Below are 16,715 nucleotides of genomic sequence, written 5' to 3' on the forward strand. Positions count from 1 at the left end.
GTCCAGTTGTTTCGTAAGAGCAGGCGCCTGCGACGGTCGGGGGACCGGCCATAGAGGTCGGTCCAACACGAGCTGATGTGCGGCCGATGCGACCGTCCTGAATTTAGGTCAATTCTGAAAAGCTTAGCGAGCGCAGAATCACCTTCTCTGGCGTCCCGCGCACGACAAGGCAAAGATCCTCAGTCACTCGATTTGTTCGCAGCGTCACGCTGATTTCACCTTCCGGCATTGCAGGGAGCCCCGCCTTGGCCAATAGAGCGCCCTTTGGGCCGGCTCGCCGTATTTCAACCGTTGCGCCTCGGTCGGCCGCGCCGGCGCGCAATATGAGCCGAGGCGCTGGGCGAAGATTTCGCACCTTCGGGTACAGAATCCAGCTTCCGTCGCGAAGCCCGCCCACCCCAAACTGGCCATCGCTCTGTTCGACGATTTCCCCCTTCGAGATTGCAAAGAAGTCGGCGGCATCGATTCCCTTCAAAGCATCGTACTGGCCGACCCCAGTCCTCGTCAGTCGCAAGGGAACGATCTCGCCGTTGCGTCGATAGCGGACGTAGGAGATGACCGAGTTGCGAAAGTACGAGCTCGTGCCCGGCTGGGAGAAGTCGTTGCAGATGAAATACCATTGACCGTGAAGCTCAAAGAACGAGCCGTGGCGGTCGGCGGTTGTCATATCGGCTGGACGGAATGGCGCTGGAATGTCGGTCGGAGCCGGTATTGTCCGGAACTCGGGATCGACGGTTTCCCGGCTGATGATCGAGCCTTTGCAATCGTAGGGCCCGTAAGGAGAGTCGGAGATGCCGTAAAAGCACCCCCACGACAGATAGTATTTGTCTCCGCGGCGGTGCAGGAACGGCTTGTCGTCAGTCCTTCCTCGTCCGTACGGGCCTTGGGGATTGCGTATTTCGATCAGCCGGGGCTCTTCGGCGAGCGAGACCATGTCGGGATTCAGTTTTGCGATGAAGTATTTCCAGGTCCCGAAGACGATGTAGCTCGTCCCGTCGGCTTCCTGCAGGATTCCCGGATCGCGGGCTTCGGTCGCCACCGATCCTTTAGCAATCAGCGGCTTGCCGAGGGGGTCGTGCCATGGCCCGTCCGGACGATCGCTGGAAACCACGCCGATTTCGTTCGGACCGCGCGAGAAATAGAAGAAATATTTGCCGTCCCGTCGGGCCGCATCGGTCGCCCAGCACTGGTCGCTGGGCTTACCCCAATAGGTCTGTTCCGGCTTGAGCGTGCTGACCTGCTCCCAGTCGACGAGGTTCTGGCTGCGCCAGACCCACCAGTCGTTCATCATGAAGCCGCGGCTTGCCGGCGATGCGTCGTGGGTCGCGTATAGATACACTCTGCCATCGTAGACCCGTGCTTGAGGATCGCAGAGTCCCCGAGATGGCACGATCGGATTTCCTTTGACCGGAACGGCGACTTGAGGGTTCCTTGCCAAGGACTCTTTCACGCACCCAGCAGCCACAGCAGCTGCCATCCACTTCAGGTTGGTTCGCCGGTCCATTTCCGTGGTTCCTTATGATGTCGGTTTATTCGACCGCCAGGCTGAACGACGTCTTCCCCGCGGCGAGCGGCTGCAGCCGGCCGTCCGCGAGCCGCAGATCCGCGCGCATATTGGCCGGGATTTCAACAGTTCCGCTAAGCGCGTCCGCATCTCGGTCGAGCGCGACTGCTATCGGGCCGATCGGTGTCTCCAGGCGCGCGCGCACATGTCCGAACGGGCTGTCGGGATCCGGAGCGAGGACGACTCTCTTGTAGCCGGGCTCGACTGACTGGATGCCGGCGACATGCCGGTATAGCCAGTCGTCGACTGCACCGAAGGCATAATGATTGAACGACAGCGGGCGGGGCGAACCATCCGCGCCAATCATCCGCCAGTCTTCCCAGATCGTCGTGGCGCCCTTGGCGATTTCGTAGAGCCACGAGGGCGCGGTGTCTTGGAGGAGAATTCTGTAAGCCAAGTCTTTCCGGCCGATCTCAACCAGAACGTCAAGCAGGAACGGCAAGGACAGGAAGCCCGTGTCGAGATGGAAGTCTGCCGCCTCGACGAGCTCCACGAGCTGCGCCGAACATGCCGCGCGGGAGCCTTCGGGAATCAGGCCGAACGCTAATGCAAGCACCAATGGTCCCTGGAGAGCGGTGTCCAATCGACCTTCCGGTCCGATAAATTCGCTCGAAAAGGCTTGTCGGATAGCCGCGGCTCGCTGGCCGAGTTCGGCCTCCGCCGCGACGTCGCCGAGCAGTCCAGCCGCCCTCCGCACCGCCTCGGTCGTTCGGTAGTAGAATATTGAACCTACGATCCCGCCAGTTAGTCGCGCCGCATTCCACATCGACATCGGGTCGGCTGAAACCGTGCTTGGCGCGAGCCAGTCGCCGAACTGGAAGCCGGTATTCCATAGATGTCTTTGACGCTCGCGAGCTGGGCTGTCTTCTGGCTCGCCGAGATAACGCTCTGGAATGCCGTCCATGGCCAGCCTGCGCGCATGGCCCAACCATGCGGTCATCGCAGCATAGTTGTCAGCAACGGGCCGAAGGTCGCCGTAGCGATCAAAGAGGACAAGCGGCACGATCGCGATCGCGTCGCTCCACCCGGCCGCAGCCTGGCTCGCGAACGGCATCATCCTGGCGAACGATGGCGTGTCGGGAACGATAAGCGGTATTCGGCCGTCAGGTGCCTGTGCTGCTCGGACATTTTCCAGCCAGCGTGAGAGAAACTGATGCACAAGCATGTTGTTGGTGGCGGCGGGCGCGAACAACTGGATGTCGCCGGTCCATCCTGCGCGCTCGCGTTGCGGACAATCCGTTGGAATCGAAAGGAAATTTGAGCGCTGGCTCCAGACGACGTTCTGATGAAGCCGGTGGATCCCCCAATGGTCGACTTCGAACGACCCGGATGAGTCGAGATCTGACGCAATGACCACCGCCGTTACATTGGCAGCAATCAGTTTGCCCGGATAGCCAGACACCCGGACATAGCGAAACCCGTGATAGGTGAAACGTGGTTCGAAGGTCTCGTCGCCGCCGCCGGCCAATATCCAAATGTCAGTCTGGTCTTTGTTTCGTCCCATGATGTTCTTGATGAAATTGCCCTCAGCATCGAGGGTCTCGCTGTGTTCGAATATAATTTCCGTGCCCGCTGGCCCGTTCGCGCCGATACGGAGGCGACCCGCGATGTTCTGCCCAAGATCGATCAACAGTTCGCCATTAGGCGTCCGCCGAACTTCGGCGGGCGCGAATTCCATGACACGCCTGACTGGCTCGCCAATAAAAGGAACCAGACCGGTTACGTCGCGAGGCTTGACTTCTACCGGCGTCCAGCCACTCGCATCGAAGTGAGCGCTCGCCCACCCTGGAATTTCGTCCCGCGCGTCATGTTTTTCGCCAATGAAAATGTCCGCGTAGCGCGTCGGGCCCTGGGCTGCGACGGCGGTTTCATCGCCCGTTGCGACGACCTCGCCGTCAATCTCGATCTGCCAAGTTACGCCGAGACGATTGCCATAGTTGGCGCTATCCCCCGAGAAGCTAGTTCGTCCCGCCCACCATCCGTCCGCAAGCGTGATCCCGATGGCATTTAATCCAACGTGCAGGAACTCGGTGACCGGGTACGTGTGCACCGAAAGACGGTGCGGATGCGCGTCGTAGCCCGGGGCGAAGATTTCGTCTGTTATCGCACGGCCGTTTATCAAAATTTCGAACAGTCCATGCGCCGTGATGTAGAGGCGCGCTCTTCCTATTTCTTGACCTACAAGGAAGGACTGACGAATCATTTGGGGCGGATGCAAACGCTCTTCCGGGGGGACGATCGGATAATCCCCCATCGCCGCGGCGCGCGCATCAACTGAGATCTCAGGCACGACGGGTGATTGGACGGGCTCAATCCATTGCGCGCGCCATTCGTCCATTTGGAGGAAGCCAGTTTCGAACTCGGCTTCGGCCCACTGGCTGGCTTCACCAAGTGCGTTCCAGCATCTCACGCGCCAGGAATATGCTGTTCGGGGTGCGAGCTGGAGGCCGGGGAGGGATACAAAGGCGCAATCAGCCGCCAAGACTTTGCCCGAGCCGGCCAACACTTCCTTTCGGTCCGCGTCGCGAAGTTCGATTTCGAAGGCCTGCTGGGCTTCGCGGAAATGCCATCCAAAGCGCGGCGCGTCAGTGGCGATTGCACCCGGCCTTCGCATTGTTTCCACGGATAAACTTTCAGGAGGCGGTGGTCGCATTGTCAGGATCCTGTGAGTGGCGATTCTGGTCGGGCCAGCTGCAAGCCAAACGACAACCGCCGACCTTTAGCGTTCACCATAAATCACGGCTTCCAAGAAACATGGCGACAGCGTCCCTGATATACGCAGTGTTCACTTTGGGAGCAGCTGCCGGCGTCATGCGTTCGTAGACCTGCGAGCCGATTAGCAGCCCCATGAACATGGCGGCCGCACGATCGGAGTCACGCACAGCAATTCCGTCGCGTGAAGCGAACTCCAGAATGTCGCCAGCGATCCGCGCGAGCATCTGCGAGTAAAGAGTGCCGCGGAATGACTCGGCAATCGCCTCGGACCCGCCCCACGCGCCCTCGACCAAACGCGTGAATGCGCGAACGTCCGGGTTTCGACTGAAGTCGAGCATGATCGTCGCGTGGTGATTGAGGCGCTGGGCAAGGCTATTGCCTTGCCTGTAAGCTAACCGGTCAGCGTCGCCGGCCCAGATCGCAACCTGACGTTCGAGTACCGCGCGAAACAGTGCAGCCTTATCCTTATGGCGCTGGTAAATGGCCATTTTTCGCACGCCGGCGCATTTGGCGATGGCCTCCATGGTGGCGCCATCGAATCCGCTGCCCAGGAAGCAAGTCTTGGCGGCTTCGAGCACTTGAAAGTCGATTTGCCTTGCTTCCTCCCGGCTCGGGCGACCGCGTTTGGAAGGTATCCTTTGGTTCAGTGCAGATCGGCTCATATCTTCTCCGATCGTTCCACGCTAAACATCGCCCCGGCGTAACACAATCGTAAACCGGACCGATCAGTCCCTTTTTATTGACACAGATGCTGCGAACCGACAGTGCTGATGGCAGAGCTAGCGTTCCTTTCGCACCGGACGCACATGGATTTCGGCAAACCGAGTCAACCGGCGCGACACAGGGGAACAGTATGTGGGGAGGTCGGCTATGGTGAATTTCAAGCTTTGTCGCGTGCCAGCTTTGATACGGTCGGGTCCGGCCATTTCGGTCATCGTCGCCGCACTCGCTACATCGGGGCTTTCGCCCGTGTTTGCGCAGGATGGCCGATCGCCGACTGCATCGCCGCAAGGCGTGGCCGCGACCGCCGACGAGGGAAGCGGGACGTCGGTTCAAAATGGTGCCGACATTATTGTCACCGGCACTCTCGTCCGCGGCATCGTGCCTCCAGGCGCCAACGTGCTTGCATCCACCCAAGCCGATATCGAAGCGACCGGCTCAACATCCGTGGCGCAGGTTCTGCAGACGATCCCGCAGCTCGGCTCCTTTCAAACGCTTCAGCAACCGCTCGGCGTCAGTAATGAGGTTGCGGTCAACCGCCCGAATTTGCGTAACCTGCCGAACGTCAACACCGGCGCGGGGTCGACGACCCTTGTGCTGATGGATGGGCACCGCATGGTAGGCATGGGTGTGACCTCCAACTCGCCGGACCCGGATGTTATTCCGCCCGGCGTAATTGAGCGGCTTGAGATCGTCCCCGACGGCGGCTCGGCTATTTACGGCTCGGACGCTGTTGCCGGCGTCTTGAACTTCGTCACGATCAAGCGCTTCGATGGGCTCAAGGTTGACGGTTCATACGGATTTGCCGACAATTATTATGCTTGGGACGCGAACGCCACGATCGGCAAGGATTGGGGCTCAGGTTCGATCTTCCTGTCGTACAACTATGCTAAGAATGATGCGCTGCTTGGGAAGGATCGCGACTATGTTCGCCAGTTTCCAGGTTCGAATGGTCGCATCGAGCTGCGCTGCCAACCGGGCAACATTGAGGCGCTGGCGGGCGTGTTCGCCGCCGCCGGCTCGGCGCGGGGCACCAATGGCGGCGCACTCAATCAATGCGACAACAGTGACTTCGCTACGCTTTACCCTGCGATGGAGCGGCACAGCGCTTTTGGAGGTTTGACTCAGCAGCTCTCCGACAGGCTCTCGATCGACATTCGCGCTTATTACACTAATCGCGACACGCATATTCAGGGCGGCCCGTTCCGAGCGTCCGAAATCATAGTGCCGTCATTCTTCGCACCGACGGCTGCCGCGCTGGGCATTCCGGCGATCACCAGCCCGTACAGCCCCTTTGTTTTCGGGGGCATCGTTAATGGCGCGCCAGTGTTCCTTCCGGGCAGCGCCAACTCTGTCGATCTCGTCCAGCAAGCCGATTTTCAAATCGGCGCCAACGACGCGCAGCACAACGACATCGAGCTGGATACCTGGGGCGCCACATCGACGTTCACCTACGATCTGACCCACAATTTCCGGTTGCGCGTCATCGGGAATTACGGCCAGAGCACGACGACTGCAGTCGGGACAGCGTTAAACGAGCCGGCGCTTCAAAACGCGATCAAGGCGGGACTGTTCAATCCCTACGATCCGACGGGAAGCACGACGAGCCCGGCGGCAACCGGCATCATCACCAACTTCGAGAATTTCGGGCGTACTCGCCAGCGGCTGATCAATTTCAAGGCGGTCGTTGACGGCGACCTGTTCGAGCTGCCGGCGGGTGCCGCAAAAATCGCCGTGGGCGCAGAGTATATCAATGAAAATTTCGTGTCCGACCGCGGACAAGTCGTTCCAGGAGCTGAATTCGGCGGCGCTCCCGCTCAGTTTGTCGGGACGACGCTGATAGCCCCCGCTCAGGCCGGCGCAAAACGCTTCAGTGTCGGCCGTGACGTCAAATCCTTGTTCGGCGAAATCGTTGCGCCGATCCTGGGTGGAGATAGCGGCGTTAGCCTCACCGTCTCCGCGGCGGGCCGTTACGATGACTACAGCGACGTTGGCAGCACGTTCAATCCGCGGTTCGGCGCGACTTTTAAGCCGGTCGACTGGATTTCGTTTCGCGGCGCCTGGGGCAAGAGCTTCAATGCGCCTGGCTTGGGCGACAATGAGAACGCCGACTTCAATACCTTGTTCATTCTGAGCGGCTCTGCGGCTTCCTTTTTCGCGCCGCCGGCAGCGCTGGTGGCGGCGGGCAAATATCCTGCCTACAATGGCGGCTTGATTGTCGCATTTCGCGGAAATGCGCCCGGTATCAAGCCGCAAAAGGCGACGACATGGACCGCCGGGTTCGATATCGAACCGCCGATCGTGCCTGGGTTACACTTGAGCGCCACTTATTACAATATATCGTATAAGAACTTTATCGGCCTGGCGGATTTCCAGACGCCAGCGCTGCTGTATCGTGACTTCGGAAACCTGATTACGATTGCACCAAGCCAAGCTGTCCTCGACGCCGCGCTGGCCAACGCCGACATTATTGCCATCGGCAGCCCGCCGATTCCTGCATCCGGAACCTATGCGTTTTTTGATGCTCGCAAGCGAAATCTTGGCGATTTCAAGCTTGATGGGATCGATTTCTCCGTCAGTTACCGCAAGGACACCGGTTTCGGTTCAATCTTCTTCAATTCGGGTGGCACCTACGAGCTCAATCGCGATCGCAGCAACGCGCCCGGCGCCGCGTTCATCGATGTAGTCAGTGCGAACGTGAACCGCTTCCGGGCTCGTACAACGCTCGGAACCGAGATCGGGCCGGTCTTGGCCCAGGCTTCCTGGAACTTCTCACAGGGTTATGACCTCGATCCACCCGTCGGGTTCGTGCCCCAGGCTCATGTCAAGTCCTACAACACGTTCGATCTGTTCTTCAAAATTGATGTGCCGGGCGACAGTGTTATTGCGCGCGACTTGTCGTTCACTCTCAATGTCAACAACATCTTCGATCAGGACCCGCCCGTTTATCGTGGCGGTAGCGCGGTCGGCGGATCGAACGGCTACCAAAATGGCGCCACCCTCGGGCGTTTCGTGAAGTTCGGGGTCAGCAAGAAGTTCTAATATGTTGGTTTCCTGCTGATCAAATCGGCCCGGGCAGCGTCTCTCCCGCCGTCCGGGCCGTTTCTGTTTCGGAGAGGGCTGGACCGGACGGCTCATGTCGGTGCAATGATTTCGGAGAGCATTTTTAATGGCGAAATCTCGCTCCGCGGCGGTCGCGACAGGCCTGGTTTTCGCGGCGTCGGTCTCGACGGCCGCGCCGGCTGCACCGGCGGGCGAGTCTACCGAAGCCTCGATCCGGACGCGGGCCGATGCGCTCATCGCTCAAATGACGCCGGAGGAGAAAGCGGCGCAGTTGATCACTTATTTTCGCGGGTTGGGCAATATCCAAGACGAGCGAGTGATCGGCGGGGCTGGCTCCTTCCTTTTCTTCAGCGATCCGAAGGAAATCAATCGCCTGCAGACGCTTGCTGTCGAGAAGTCACGGCTGAAAATCCCGCTGCTGTTCGGCTTCGACGTCATCCACGGTCTCTCGACGATCTTCCCGGTGCCGCTGGCGCAAGCCGCGTCGTGGGATCCGGCGATGATCGAGCGTAACCAGGCGCTCGCCGCGGGCGAGGCGCGCGCGGTCGGCATACACTGGACCTTCGGACCGATGCTCGACATCGCGCGCGATCCGCGCTGGGGCCGGATGGTCGAGGGCGCGGGCGAGGATCCCTACCTCGGCAGCGCGGTCGCCGCGGCACAGGTCCGCGGCTTCCAGGGCGCGCGGATCGGCGTGCCCGGCCACATCATCGCCGGGCCCAAGCACTTCGTCGGCTACGGCGCCGCCCTCGGCGGCCGCGACTATGACGAAGTCGACTTGTCAGACAGCCAGCTGTGGAACGTCTATCTGCCACCGTTCAAAGCCGCAGTCGATGCTGGGGCCGGCAACGTGATGAGCGCCTATATGGGCCTCAACGGTATTCCCGCGGCAGCCAACCACTGGCTGCTGACCGATGTCCTGCGCAAGACCTGGGGGTTCAATGGCTGGGTGGTCAGCGATGGCCAGAATGTCGCCAACCTGCCGACGCACGGCATTGCAAAGGACGCTCAGGAGGCCGCCGCCAAGGCGCTCGACGCCGGGCTCGACATGGAAATGGCCTTCGCCGGTCCGGCGTTCGCCAGCCTGCCAAAGGCGGTCGAGGCCGGGCAAGTCTCGGGCCAGCGCCTCGACCAGGCGGTGCGCAGCGTGCTCGAAGTCAAACTGCGGATGGGCCTGTTCGAGAATCCCTATGTCGACGCGGCCAAGGCTGCCAAGGCGCTGCGCAGCCCCGCGAACCTGGCCGCGGCGCGGGTCGCCGCTGAACGCTCGGCGGTGCTCCTCAAGAACGAGGGCAGCCTACTTCCGCTCGATAGGAAGGCGGTGCACTCGATCGCGGTGATCGGCGGCCTCGCCGACAGCCCGCGCGACAGCAACGGGCCGTGGGTATTCAAGTTCAATGAGCCTGCGCTGCAGGGTATTCTCGACGGGATCAAGGCCAAGGCCGGGGCGCGCATGTCCGTCGGTTACGCGCCGGGCGTCAAGATCCCGCCGCGCTTCAATGCTTCGATTATCGACGGGATGAACGCTGACCTCAAACGCCCCGAGCCAAAGGACGACGACAGCGGCATCGCTGAAGCCGTCGCCCTCGCCCGGCAATCCGACGTCGCTGTGGTGGTCGTCGGCGAGCCTCAGGGGATGAGCGGCGAGATGGCGTCCAAGTCGAATCTGGACCTGCCGGGGCGTCAGCAGGAGCTGCTCGACGCCGTCGTCGCGACCGGCAAGCCGGTGGTCGTTCTGCTGCTCAACGGGCGTCCGCTGGACTTGCACGAGACCAAGGCGCAAGCGATCCTCGACGTCTGGTATCCTGGCTCGCGCGGCGGCGACGCGGCAGCGAATCTCCTGTTCGGTGACGCGGTGCCGGGCGGGAAGCTGCCCTTTACCTGGCCGCGCAACGTCGGTCAGGTGCCGCTGATCTACTCGCACTTGACCTCGCACGATCCCAAGGGCGCGAACAAGCGCTACTCGAACGAGAGCAACGCGCCGCGCTACCCCTTCGGCTACGGGCTCAGCTATTCGACCTTCGCGTATGCGAGCCCCAGTCTTGACCGGCCGAGCATCACCCAGGACGGTGCAGTCACGGTCTCGGTCGACCTCACCAACACCGGCAAGGTCACCGCCGATGAGGTCGCCCAGCTCTATATCCACCAGCGCAGCGGCACCGCCGCGCGGCCAGTCCGCGAGCTCAAGGGATTCCAGCGCGTCACGCTTAAGCCGGGAGAGATGCGGACGCTGCGTTTTCGGCTCGGGCCGAACGAGTTGCGTTATTGGAACGCCGCGGCCAGGGGCTGGGTAATCGACGCGAGCACGTTCGACGTTGCGGTCGGCGGGGACTCGACATCTCCCTTTATCGCCAGCTTTGAGGTGACCGGACCATGAGCAACGGATCGAAACCCACCGGATACGTGACCGAACGCCTCCGCATCCGCCGCCGCTCGCTGCTGCTGACCGCCGGACTGATGGGCGCGTGGGCTGCGAGCCCGTTGCGCGCTGCGGTTGCCGCGGTCGGAGGGGATGGCGGCTCGGCGCGGATCAAGGCCCTGCTAGCGAAGATGACGCTCGAGGAGAAAGCCGGGCAGCTCACCCTGATGCCTCCAGTGGGCGGCGGCGGAGCGGCGGCATTCAACCCCGCGCAACCCGGAGCCGTCTTCAGCCGGCAGCTCGACGACGCTCGGCAAATGCGGCTGGGCGGGGTGTTCAACGCCGGGTCGGTCGCGGCCATGCGCGCGCTGCAGACGGCGGCCGCGAAGGAAAGCCGGCTAGGCATCCCGCTGATCTTCGGCGCCGACGTCATCCACGGCTACAAGACGATCTTCCCGGTACCGCTGGGCGAGGCGTCCAGCTTCGATCCCGGCTTGTGCGAACGTACCGCGCGGGTGGCGGCGATCGAAGCCTCGGCTTCCGGACTCGACTGGACGTTCGCGCCGATGGTCGACATTGCCCGGGATGCGCGCTGGGGGCGCGGCGTCGAGGGCGCGGGCGAGGACCCGCTGCTCGGCAGCGAGCTGGCAAGAGCGCGGGTCCGCGGGTTTCAGGGCCGTTCGCTGAGCGACGACGACGCGGTGCTCGCCTGCGCCAAGCACTTCGCCGCCTACGGAGCGGCGGAAAGCGGGCTCGACTACAACACCGTCGACATTTCCGAATTGCGCCTGGCCGATGTTTACTTGCGCCCATTCAAGGCCGCATTCGATGCCGGCGCGCTCTCGACGATGGCCTCGTTCAACGAGATCAACGGCGTGCCAGTGCACGCCAACTCGTGGCTGCTGAAGCACATCCTGCGCGATTTCTGGAAATTCTCAGGGCTGGTCGTGTCGGACTTCACCGGTGATCTCGAGCTGGTCGCGCACGGCTTCGCCGCGGACGAGCGCGAAGCGGCCAAGCTCGCCATCCTCGGCGGGGTGGACATGAGCATGGCGAGCGGGCTGTACCTCAAGTACCTGCCAGACCTCGTCGCCAAGAACGAAGTGCCGATGGAGCGGATTGACGAGGCCGTCGGTCGCCTGCTCTTCGTCAAGGAGCAGCTCGGGCTGCTCGACGATCCTTTCCGCAGGCTCGATACCAAGCGTCCGGCCAAGCGGATCGGCCGGCCTGAGCATATCGCGCTGGCGCGCGAGGCCGCGCAGAAATCGATCGTTCTGCTCAAGAACGAAGGTCAGCTCCTGCCGCTTCCGCGCACCGGCAAACGACTGGCGCTGATCGGTCCCTTCGCGGCGGGTGCGCACGACCTGGTCGGCCCGTGGACGGTGTTCGGCAAGGACGCGGACTGCGTCGACCTCGCGACTGGCCTGCGGGCCGCGCTTGGCGATGCTGCAAGCCTGGCGGTGGTCGAAGGCTCGACGGTCGATGCTCCGCTCGACGGCGGGATCGACGCGGCGGTAGCTGCAGCCAAGGCTGCGGATATCGTCATCCTTGCGATCGGCGAGAGAACCACAATGTCGGGCGAGGCAAGCTCGCGCGACGAAATCGTCATCCCGCAAGCACAACACGATCTCGCTGTCGCAGTGGCGGCGACCGGTAAGCCAACCGTCGTTGTGCTCAAGAACGGTCGCGCGCTGGCGCTGTCGGGCGCGGTGCTGGACGCTCCGGCAATTGTTGTCACCTGGTTTCTCGGCTCGCAGACGGGCCATGCAATCGCAGACGTCCTGTTTGGTAAGGTCGGCCCTTCGGGCCGGCTGCCGGTGAGCTTCCCGCGCTCATCCGGGCAAGTGCCCTACTACTATGCGCACAAGTCGACTGGACGGCCGAACGCGAAAGCCCGGTCGGTGCGGTTCAAGACCAACTTTCTGGGCTTGACCAACACAGCCCTGTTCCCGTTCGGTCACGGCTTGACGTACGGCGACATCGTCTATTCCGACCTGACGCTAAGCAAAACCGAGCTTTCCCGGAGCGGCATGCTGTCAGTTTCGGCACTGATCACCAACAACGGTGTGCGTGCCGCCGACGAGCTGGCGCAACTCTATTTCGAGGATGTCGCCGCCAGCCTGACCCAGCCGGTGCGCACGCTCAAGGCCTATAAGCGCGTCGCGCTGCCGCCCGGCAAGGCGCAGCGGGTCAGCTTCGAGCTTGCCGCCAGCCAGCTGGCCTTCCTTGGCGCCGATATGCGCCCGCATCTGGAGCCCGGCCTGTTCCGCGTGTGGATCGCGCCGTCGGCTGAGGCGGAAGGTGTTTCGGGGCAGTTCAGCCTCGTCGGCTGACATTCGCCCGTAGCCACTTGATTTCGGATGTAACGTGGAGAGAATCATGTCACGTTTAGAGCCTCGCTTGCACCAGAGTGTCGTTTGGGTTGCAGCGAGCGCGGCGGCACTTTGCGCGGTGCCGGTGATGGCTCAAGCAGGGGCTACCGCAGCGGTAACGAAGAGCGTGCAGAAGCAGCTCTACTCGCCTGATGGCGACGCCAAATGGGCGCAGCCCTATATCGATATCGACGAATGGCGCGACACGCCGGTGCGGCATCGCTACGTCCATGGCGGGTTCAAGGGCACCGACACTCGTTTTTCGTTCTATTTTCCGCCGAAAAAGCAATACCAGGGTAGGTTCTTTCAACACATCACCCCGGCGCCGGACAGTGAGAACCTGGCGCCGCTGGTGCCTGCCGGCGAGTTCAACAAGATCGGCTCGGCCTTTGACAGCGGAGCTTATTTCATCGAGACCAACGGTGGCGGCAAGATCGACATGACGGGCGCGCCCGGCATGGGGGACTCGTCGATCACCGCGTACAAGGCCAACGCTGCGGCGGCAGCATATTCGCGCAAGGTCGCCATCGAGATGTACGGGGGTACTCGGCCCTACGGTTATGCCTATGGCGGCAGCGGCGGCGGATACCGTACCATCGGCTCGATCGAGAACACCCACGGGGTATGGGACGGAGTCGTGCCCTATGTGATCGGCTCGCCAATGGCGATCCCCAACATGTTCACCGTGCGGATGCAGGCGCTGCGCGTGCTGCGCGACAAGTTTCCGGCCATCGTCGACGCGATGGAGCCAGGCGGCAGCGGCAATCCCTACGCCGGCCTCGATCCGCACCAGACCGAGGTTCTGCGCGAGATCGAGCGGATGGGCTTCCCGATGAAAAGCTGGTTCGGCTATCGCACGATGGGGCTGCACGGCTTCGCTGCGCTCTATGGCGGGGTGACCGTCGTCGATCCGACCTACTTTACCGACTTCTGGACCAAGCCGGGCTATCTTGGGCACGACCACCCCGAATACTTCACCGCGGATCGCATCCAGTTCCCGACCACCGTGGCCGAGACGATCACTGCCGCCGAGGCCGCGCGGCTCGGGCTGAATGATGATCCCTTCGCGCAGCAGAATCGCGGCGGGGTGGACACCGCGTTCAAGGGGCCGCCGGAGGAAGCCGCGAAGATCGTCGCGGTCAGGCTGCGCCAGGCGCCGCCGCCGGTCTATTTCCTCGGCGGCGACCTGCGGGTCGGCAGCGGCGACGCCAAGGGCAAGCGGCTGACGCTGAGCACGCTCAAGGGTGACGTGGTTATGTTCGGGGTGATCGACCCGAAGATCGCCGCGCAGCTCAAGCCGGGCGACGAGATCACCGTCGACAACTCCAACTTCCTGGCGATGGAAAGCTATCACCGCCACCAAGTGCCGGGCCCGGAATACCATGTCTGGGACCAGTTCCGCGACGCTGCCGGCAAGCCGCTCTACCCCCAGCGGCCGATGCTGCTCGGCCCGCTGTTCACCCAGGCGACCGCCGGCTCGCTGCAGACCGGCAAGTTCGAGGGCAAGATGATTGTCGCTGCCTCGCTGTGGGATCGCGAGGCGATGCCGTGGCAGGCCGATTGGTACCGCGGGCGCGTCCGCGAGCACCTCGGGGCGGCGACCGACCAGAACTTCCGACTGTGGTACACCGATCACGCGATCCACGGCGACGAGCCGACCAGCGAGGCCGCAAACCACATCGTCACCTACCTGCCGGTGCTCCAGGAAGCGCTGCGCGACCTCGCGCTGTGGGTGGAAAAGGGCGTGATGCCGCCGGCGACGACCAGCTACCGGGTCGAGGCAGGGCAGATCGTCGTTCCGCCGACCGCAGCTGCGCGCAAGGGCATCCAGCCGGTGGTCACGCTGACGGCCAACGGGCGCGACAGCGTGACGATCAGTCCGGGCCAAAGCGTAAGCTTCAGGGGCACAATCGCGGTCCCGCCGGGCGCGGGCACGGTGACCCGCGCCGACTGGGACTTCGCGGGCAACGGCAGCTTCGCCGCGCCCTCCCGGGTTCCCGCCAAGGCCCGCACCGCTACCGTCGCTGCAACGCACCGCTTCGACACCCCCGGCACTTACTTCGTGGCGTTGCGCGGCTTTTCACAGCGCGAGGGAGATCAGGCCAATCTCTACAGGCAAATCCGCAACCTCGGCCGCGTCCGGGTGGTGGTGAAGTGAGAGCTGCGATGTTCCGGAAACTAACGGCGCTTGCCTGCGCCGGCGCGCTGGCGACGCCTGCCGCCGCGGCTTCGGGGCAGGGTAACAGGTTTCAGACGTACGCCAACCCAATCGATCTGCCGTACCGCTTCCAGGCGCCGTATGCGCCGATCAAGCGGCCGGCCGTGCCGTTTCGCGAGGCGGCCGATCCGACCGTGGTATTTTTCAAAGGTGAGTATTGGCTCTTCGCCTCGCACTCGCTCGGCTATTGGCGCTCGAAGGATCTTCAGCGCTGGAGCTTTGTTAAGGGAAGCGGCTACGCAGTCGACAAGTTTGCGCCAAGCGCGGTCGCGATGGACGGCAAGCTCTACCTCGCGGTCAGCGAGGGCGTGCCGGCCATCTGGGTGACCGATGACCCGGGCTCGGGCCAATGGCGAGTCGCGGCCAACCTGCCCGAGGGCTATCAAGATCCCGACCTTTTCCTCGATGACGACGGCCGGCTTTACATCTACGATGGGCTAGCGCCGTTCGGGCCGCTCCATGTCGCCGAGCTCGACAAATCGACCCTGCTGCCGATCCGCAAGGCCGACATCCCCCAATCGCGCGACATGGAGCACCGTGGCTGGGAAGTGCCGGGCGATGCCAACGAGCTGGTCAAGAATCCGTCCTTCATCGAAGGCTCGTGGATGACCAAGCGCGCGGGCCGCTATTATCTCGAATATTCCGGGCCCGGCACCGAGTTCAAGGGCTATGCCAACGGGATGCTGACCGCGAGCCAGCCGATGGGTCCGTTCGCGTATCAGCCCTACAGCCCGTTCGCGGCGAAGCCATCCGGCTTTATCACCGGGGCGGGGCATGGCAGCACCTTCCAGGGACCCGGGGGCCAGTGGTGGCACGTGGGGACGATGACGATCTCGGCCCGCCACATATTCGAGCGCCGGCTCGGTCTCTTCCCGAGCCGCTTCACCCCAAACGGTGAGCCGGTCGCGGACACCTATCTCGGCGATTATCCGCACTATTATGCGGGCTCGCGCGGCCTGACCGGGTGGATGTTGCTGTCGCGTGGCAAGGCTGCGACCGCGTCGTCCTCGCTCACCGGGTTCGCTCCGGCCAAGGCCGCGGACGAGGACGTCCGGACTTGGTGGTCGGCCGAAAGCGGCAAGCCCGGCGAGTGGTTCCAGCTCGATCTCGGCGGACCCAGAACGATCGAGGCGCTGCAGCTCAATTTCGCGGACCAGGACGCGACCACCACAGGCATGTCGACGGCCGGATACCGCTATGTGGTCGAGGCCTCGCGAGACGGGCGCATCTGGCAGTTACTCATTCCCGAGAGCGCGACCGGCGGGGATACCCCGCACGATTACCAAGTGCTAGCCCGGCCCGCTTCGGCGCGGTACGTGCGCGTCCGCAACGTCGAAAGCCCCAACGGCGCGAAGTTTTCGCTCTACGACCTGCGCGTGTTCGGCAATGCCGAGGTGCCTTTGCCCGGGCGCGTCGTCCAGGCCAGAGGCACTCGTGACGCCGCAGACCCGCGGCGCGCGCACTTCACGTGGACCCCAACCAAGGGTGCCGATTTCTACATCGTTCGCTTCGGCATCCGGCCCGACCTGATGATCCAGAATTACCAGGTCTATGGCAGCTCGGAACTCGAGGTGCGGAGTCTCAATGCCGACGCACACTATGTGTTTACGATCGATGCCGTGAACGAGCGGGGGATCAGCATGGGCAAGGCGCGCTGGCCGCTGAAATAAGTGGTCCGCTACATCAAAAGTCGGACATGAAAAG

General features: G+C 62.9%; 8 protein-coding genes. 5 read left to right on the plus strand and 3 right to left on the minus strand.

All coding sequences use genetic code 11. The features are described 5' to 3' along the window. Positions 1 to 103: 103 nt before the first annotated feature. The 3 genes from ACFSCW_RS06635 to ACFSCW_RS06645 form a co-directional block, all read right to left on the minus strand. The gene (locus tag ACFSCW_RS06635) at positions 104 to 1,504 is read right to left on the minus strand and encodes a family 43 glycosylhydrolase (RefSeq protein ID WP_380888069.1); all 1,401 of its coding nucleotides are present in this window, start codon (positions 1,502 to 1,504) and stop codon (positions 104 to 106) included. A gap of 25 nt (positions 1,505 to 1,529) precedes the next feature. Next, complete coding sequence (locus ACFSCW_RS06640; protein WP_465270203.1) at positions 1,530 to 4,217, minus strand: family 78 glycoside hydrolase catalytic domain; 2,688 nt, start codon at positions 4,215 to 4,217, stop codon at positions 1,530 to 1,532. A gap of 73 nt (positions 4,218 to 4,290) precedes the next feature. Next, complete coding sequence (locus ACFSCW_RS06645) at positions 4,291 to 4,941, minus strand: TetR/AcrR family transcriptional regulator (protein WP_380888071.1); 651 nt, start codon at positions 4,939 to 4,941, stop codon at positions 4,291 to 4,293. Between the two features lie 208 nt (positions 4,942 to 5,149). Between ACFSCW_RS06645 and ACFSCW_RS06650 the strand changes: the two genes are divergently transcribed. The 5 genes from ACFSCW_RS06650 to ACFSCW_RS06670 all read left to right on the plus strand — a co-directional run bounded on the left by ACFSCW_RS06650 (position 5,150) and on the right by ACFSCW_RS06670 (position 16,681). After that, positions 5,150 to 8,041, plus strand: coding sequence for a TonB-dependent receptor plug domain-containing protein (locus ACFSCW_RS06650; protein WP_380888072.1), 2,892 nt, complete (start codon positions 5,150 to 5,152; stop codon positions 8,039 to 8,041). A 127-nt stretch (positions 8,042 to 8,168) separates the two neighbouring features. Continuing rightward, positions 8,169 to 10,439 carry a beta-glucosidase BglX gene (bglX, locus tag ACFSCW_RS06655; RefSeq protein ID WP_380888073.1) on the plus strand — a complete coding sequence of 757 codons (2,271 nt, stop codon included), beginning with the start codon at positions 8,169 to 8,171 and terminating at the stop codon, positions 10,437 to 10,439. Then, on the plus strand, positions 10,436 to 12,754 hold the full coding sequence (locus ACFSCW_RS06660) for a glycoside hydrolase family 3 N-terminal domain-containing protein (protein ID WP_380888074.1): 2,319 nt from the start codon (positions 10,436 to 10,438) through the stop codon (positions 12,752 to 12,754). Before bglX ends, ACFSCW_RS06660 begins: the two co-directional genes overlap by 4 nt. Positions 12,755 to 12,881: 127 nt before the next feature. Next, positions 12,882 to 14,951 (plus strand): PKD domain-containing protein, encoded by a 2,070-nt coding sequence (locus tag ACFSCW_RS06665; protein ID WP_380888075.1) that lies wholly within the window; start codon positions 12,882 to 12,884, stop codon positions 14,949 to 14,951. A gap of 8 nt (positions 14,952 to 14,959) precedes the next feature. After that, positions 14,960 to 16,681 (plus strand): family 43 glycosylhydrolase, encoded by a 1,722-nt coding sequence (locus tag ACFSCW_RS06670; RefSeq protein ID WP_380888076.1) that lies wholly within the window; start codon positions 14,960 to 14,962, stop codon positions 16,679 to 16,681. Positions 16,682 to 16,715 lie beyond the last annotated feature (34 nt).

The sequence above is a fragment of the Sphingomonas tabacisoli genome (assembly GCF_042678385.1).
GTDB lineage: Bacteria > Pseudomonadota > Alphaproteobacteria > Sphingomonadales > Sphingomonadaceae > Sphingomonas_B > Sphingomonas_B tabacisoli.

What these genes read in the sequence shown, in the direction of transcription:
- ACFSCW_RS06665 (WP_380888075.1), top strand. Translation starts at nt 12,882, where the DNA reads ATGGCTCAAGCAGGGGCTACCGCAGCGGTAACGAAGAGCGTGCAGAAG.
- ACFSCW_RS06650 (WP_380888072.1), top strand. Translation starts at nt 5,150, where the DNA reads ATGGTGAATTTCAAGCTTTGTCGCGTGCCAGCTTTGATACGGTCGGGT.
- ACFSCW_RS06635 (WP_380888069.1), bottom strand. Translation starts at nt 1,504, where the DNA reads ATGGACCGGCGAACCAACCTGAAGTGGATGGCAGCTGCTGTGGCTGCT.
- bglX (WP_380888073.1), top strand. Translation starts at nt 8,169, where the DNA reads ATGGCGAAATCTCGCTCCGCGGCGGTCGCGACAGGCCTGGTTTTCGCG.
- ACFSCW_RS06640 (WP_465270203.1), bottom strand. Translation starts at nt 4,217, where the DNA reads ATGCGACCACCGCCTCCTGAAAGTTTATCCGTGGAAACAATGCGAAGG.
- ACFSCW_RS06670 (WP_380888076.1), top strand. Translation starts at nt 14,960, where the DNA reads ATGTTCCGGAAACTAACGGCGCTTGCCTGCGCCGGCGCGCTGGCGACG.
- ACFSCW_RS06660 (WP_380888074.1), top strand. Translation starts at nt 10,436, where the DNA reads ATGAGCAACGGATCGAAACCCACCGGATACGTGACCGAACGCCTCCGC.
- ACFSCW_RS06645 (WP_380888071.1), bottom strand. Translation starts at nt 4,941, where the DNA reads ATGAGCCGATCTGCACTGAACCAAAGGATACCTTCCAAACGCGGTCGC.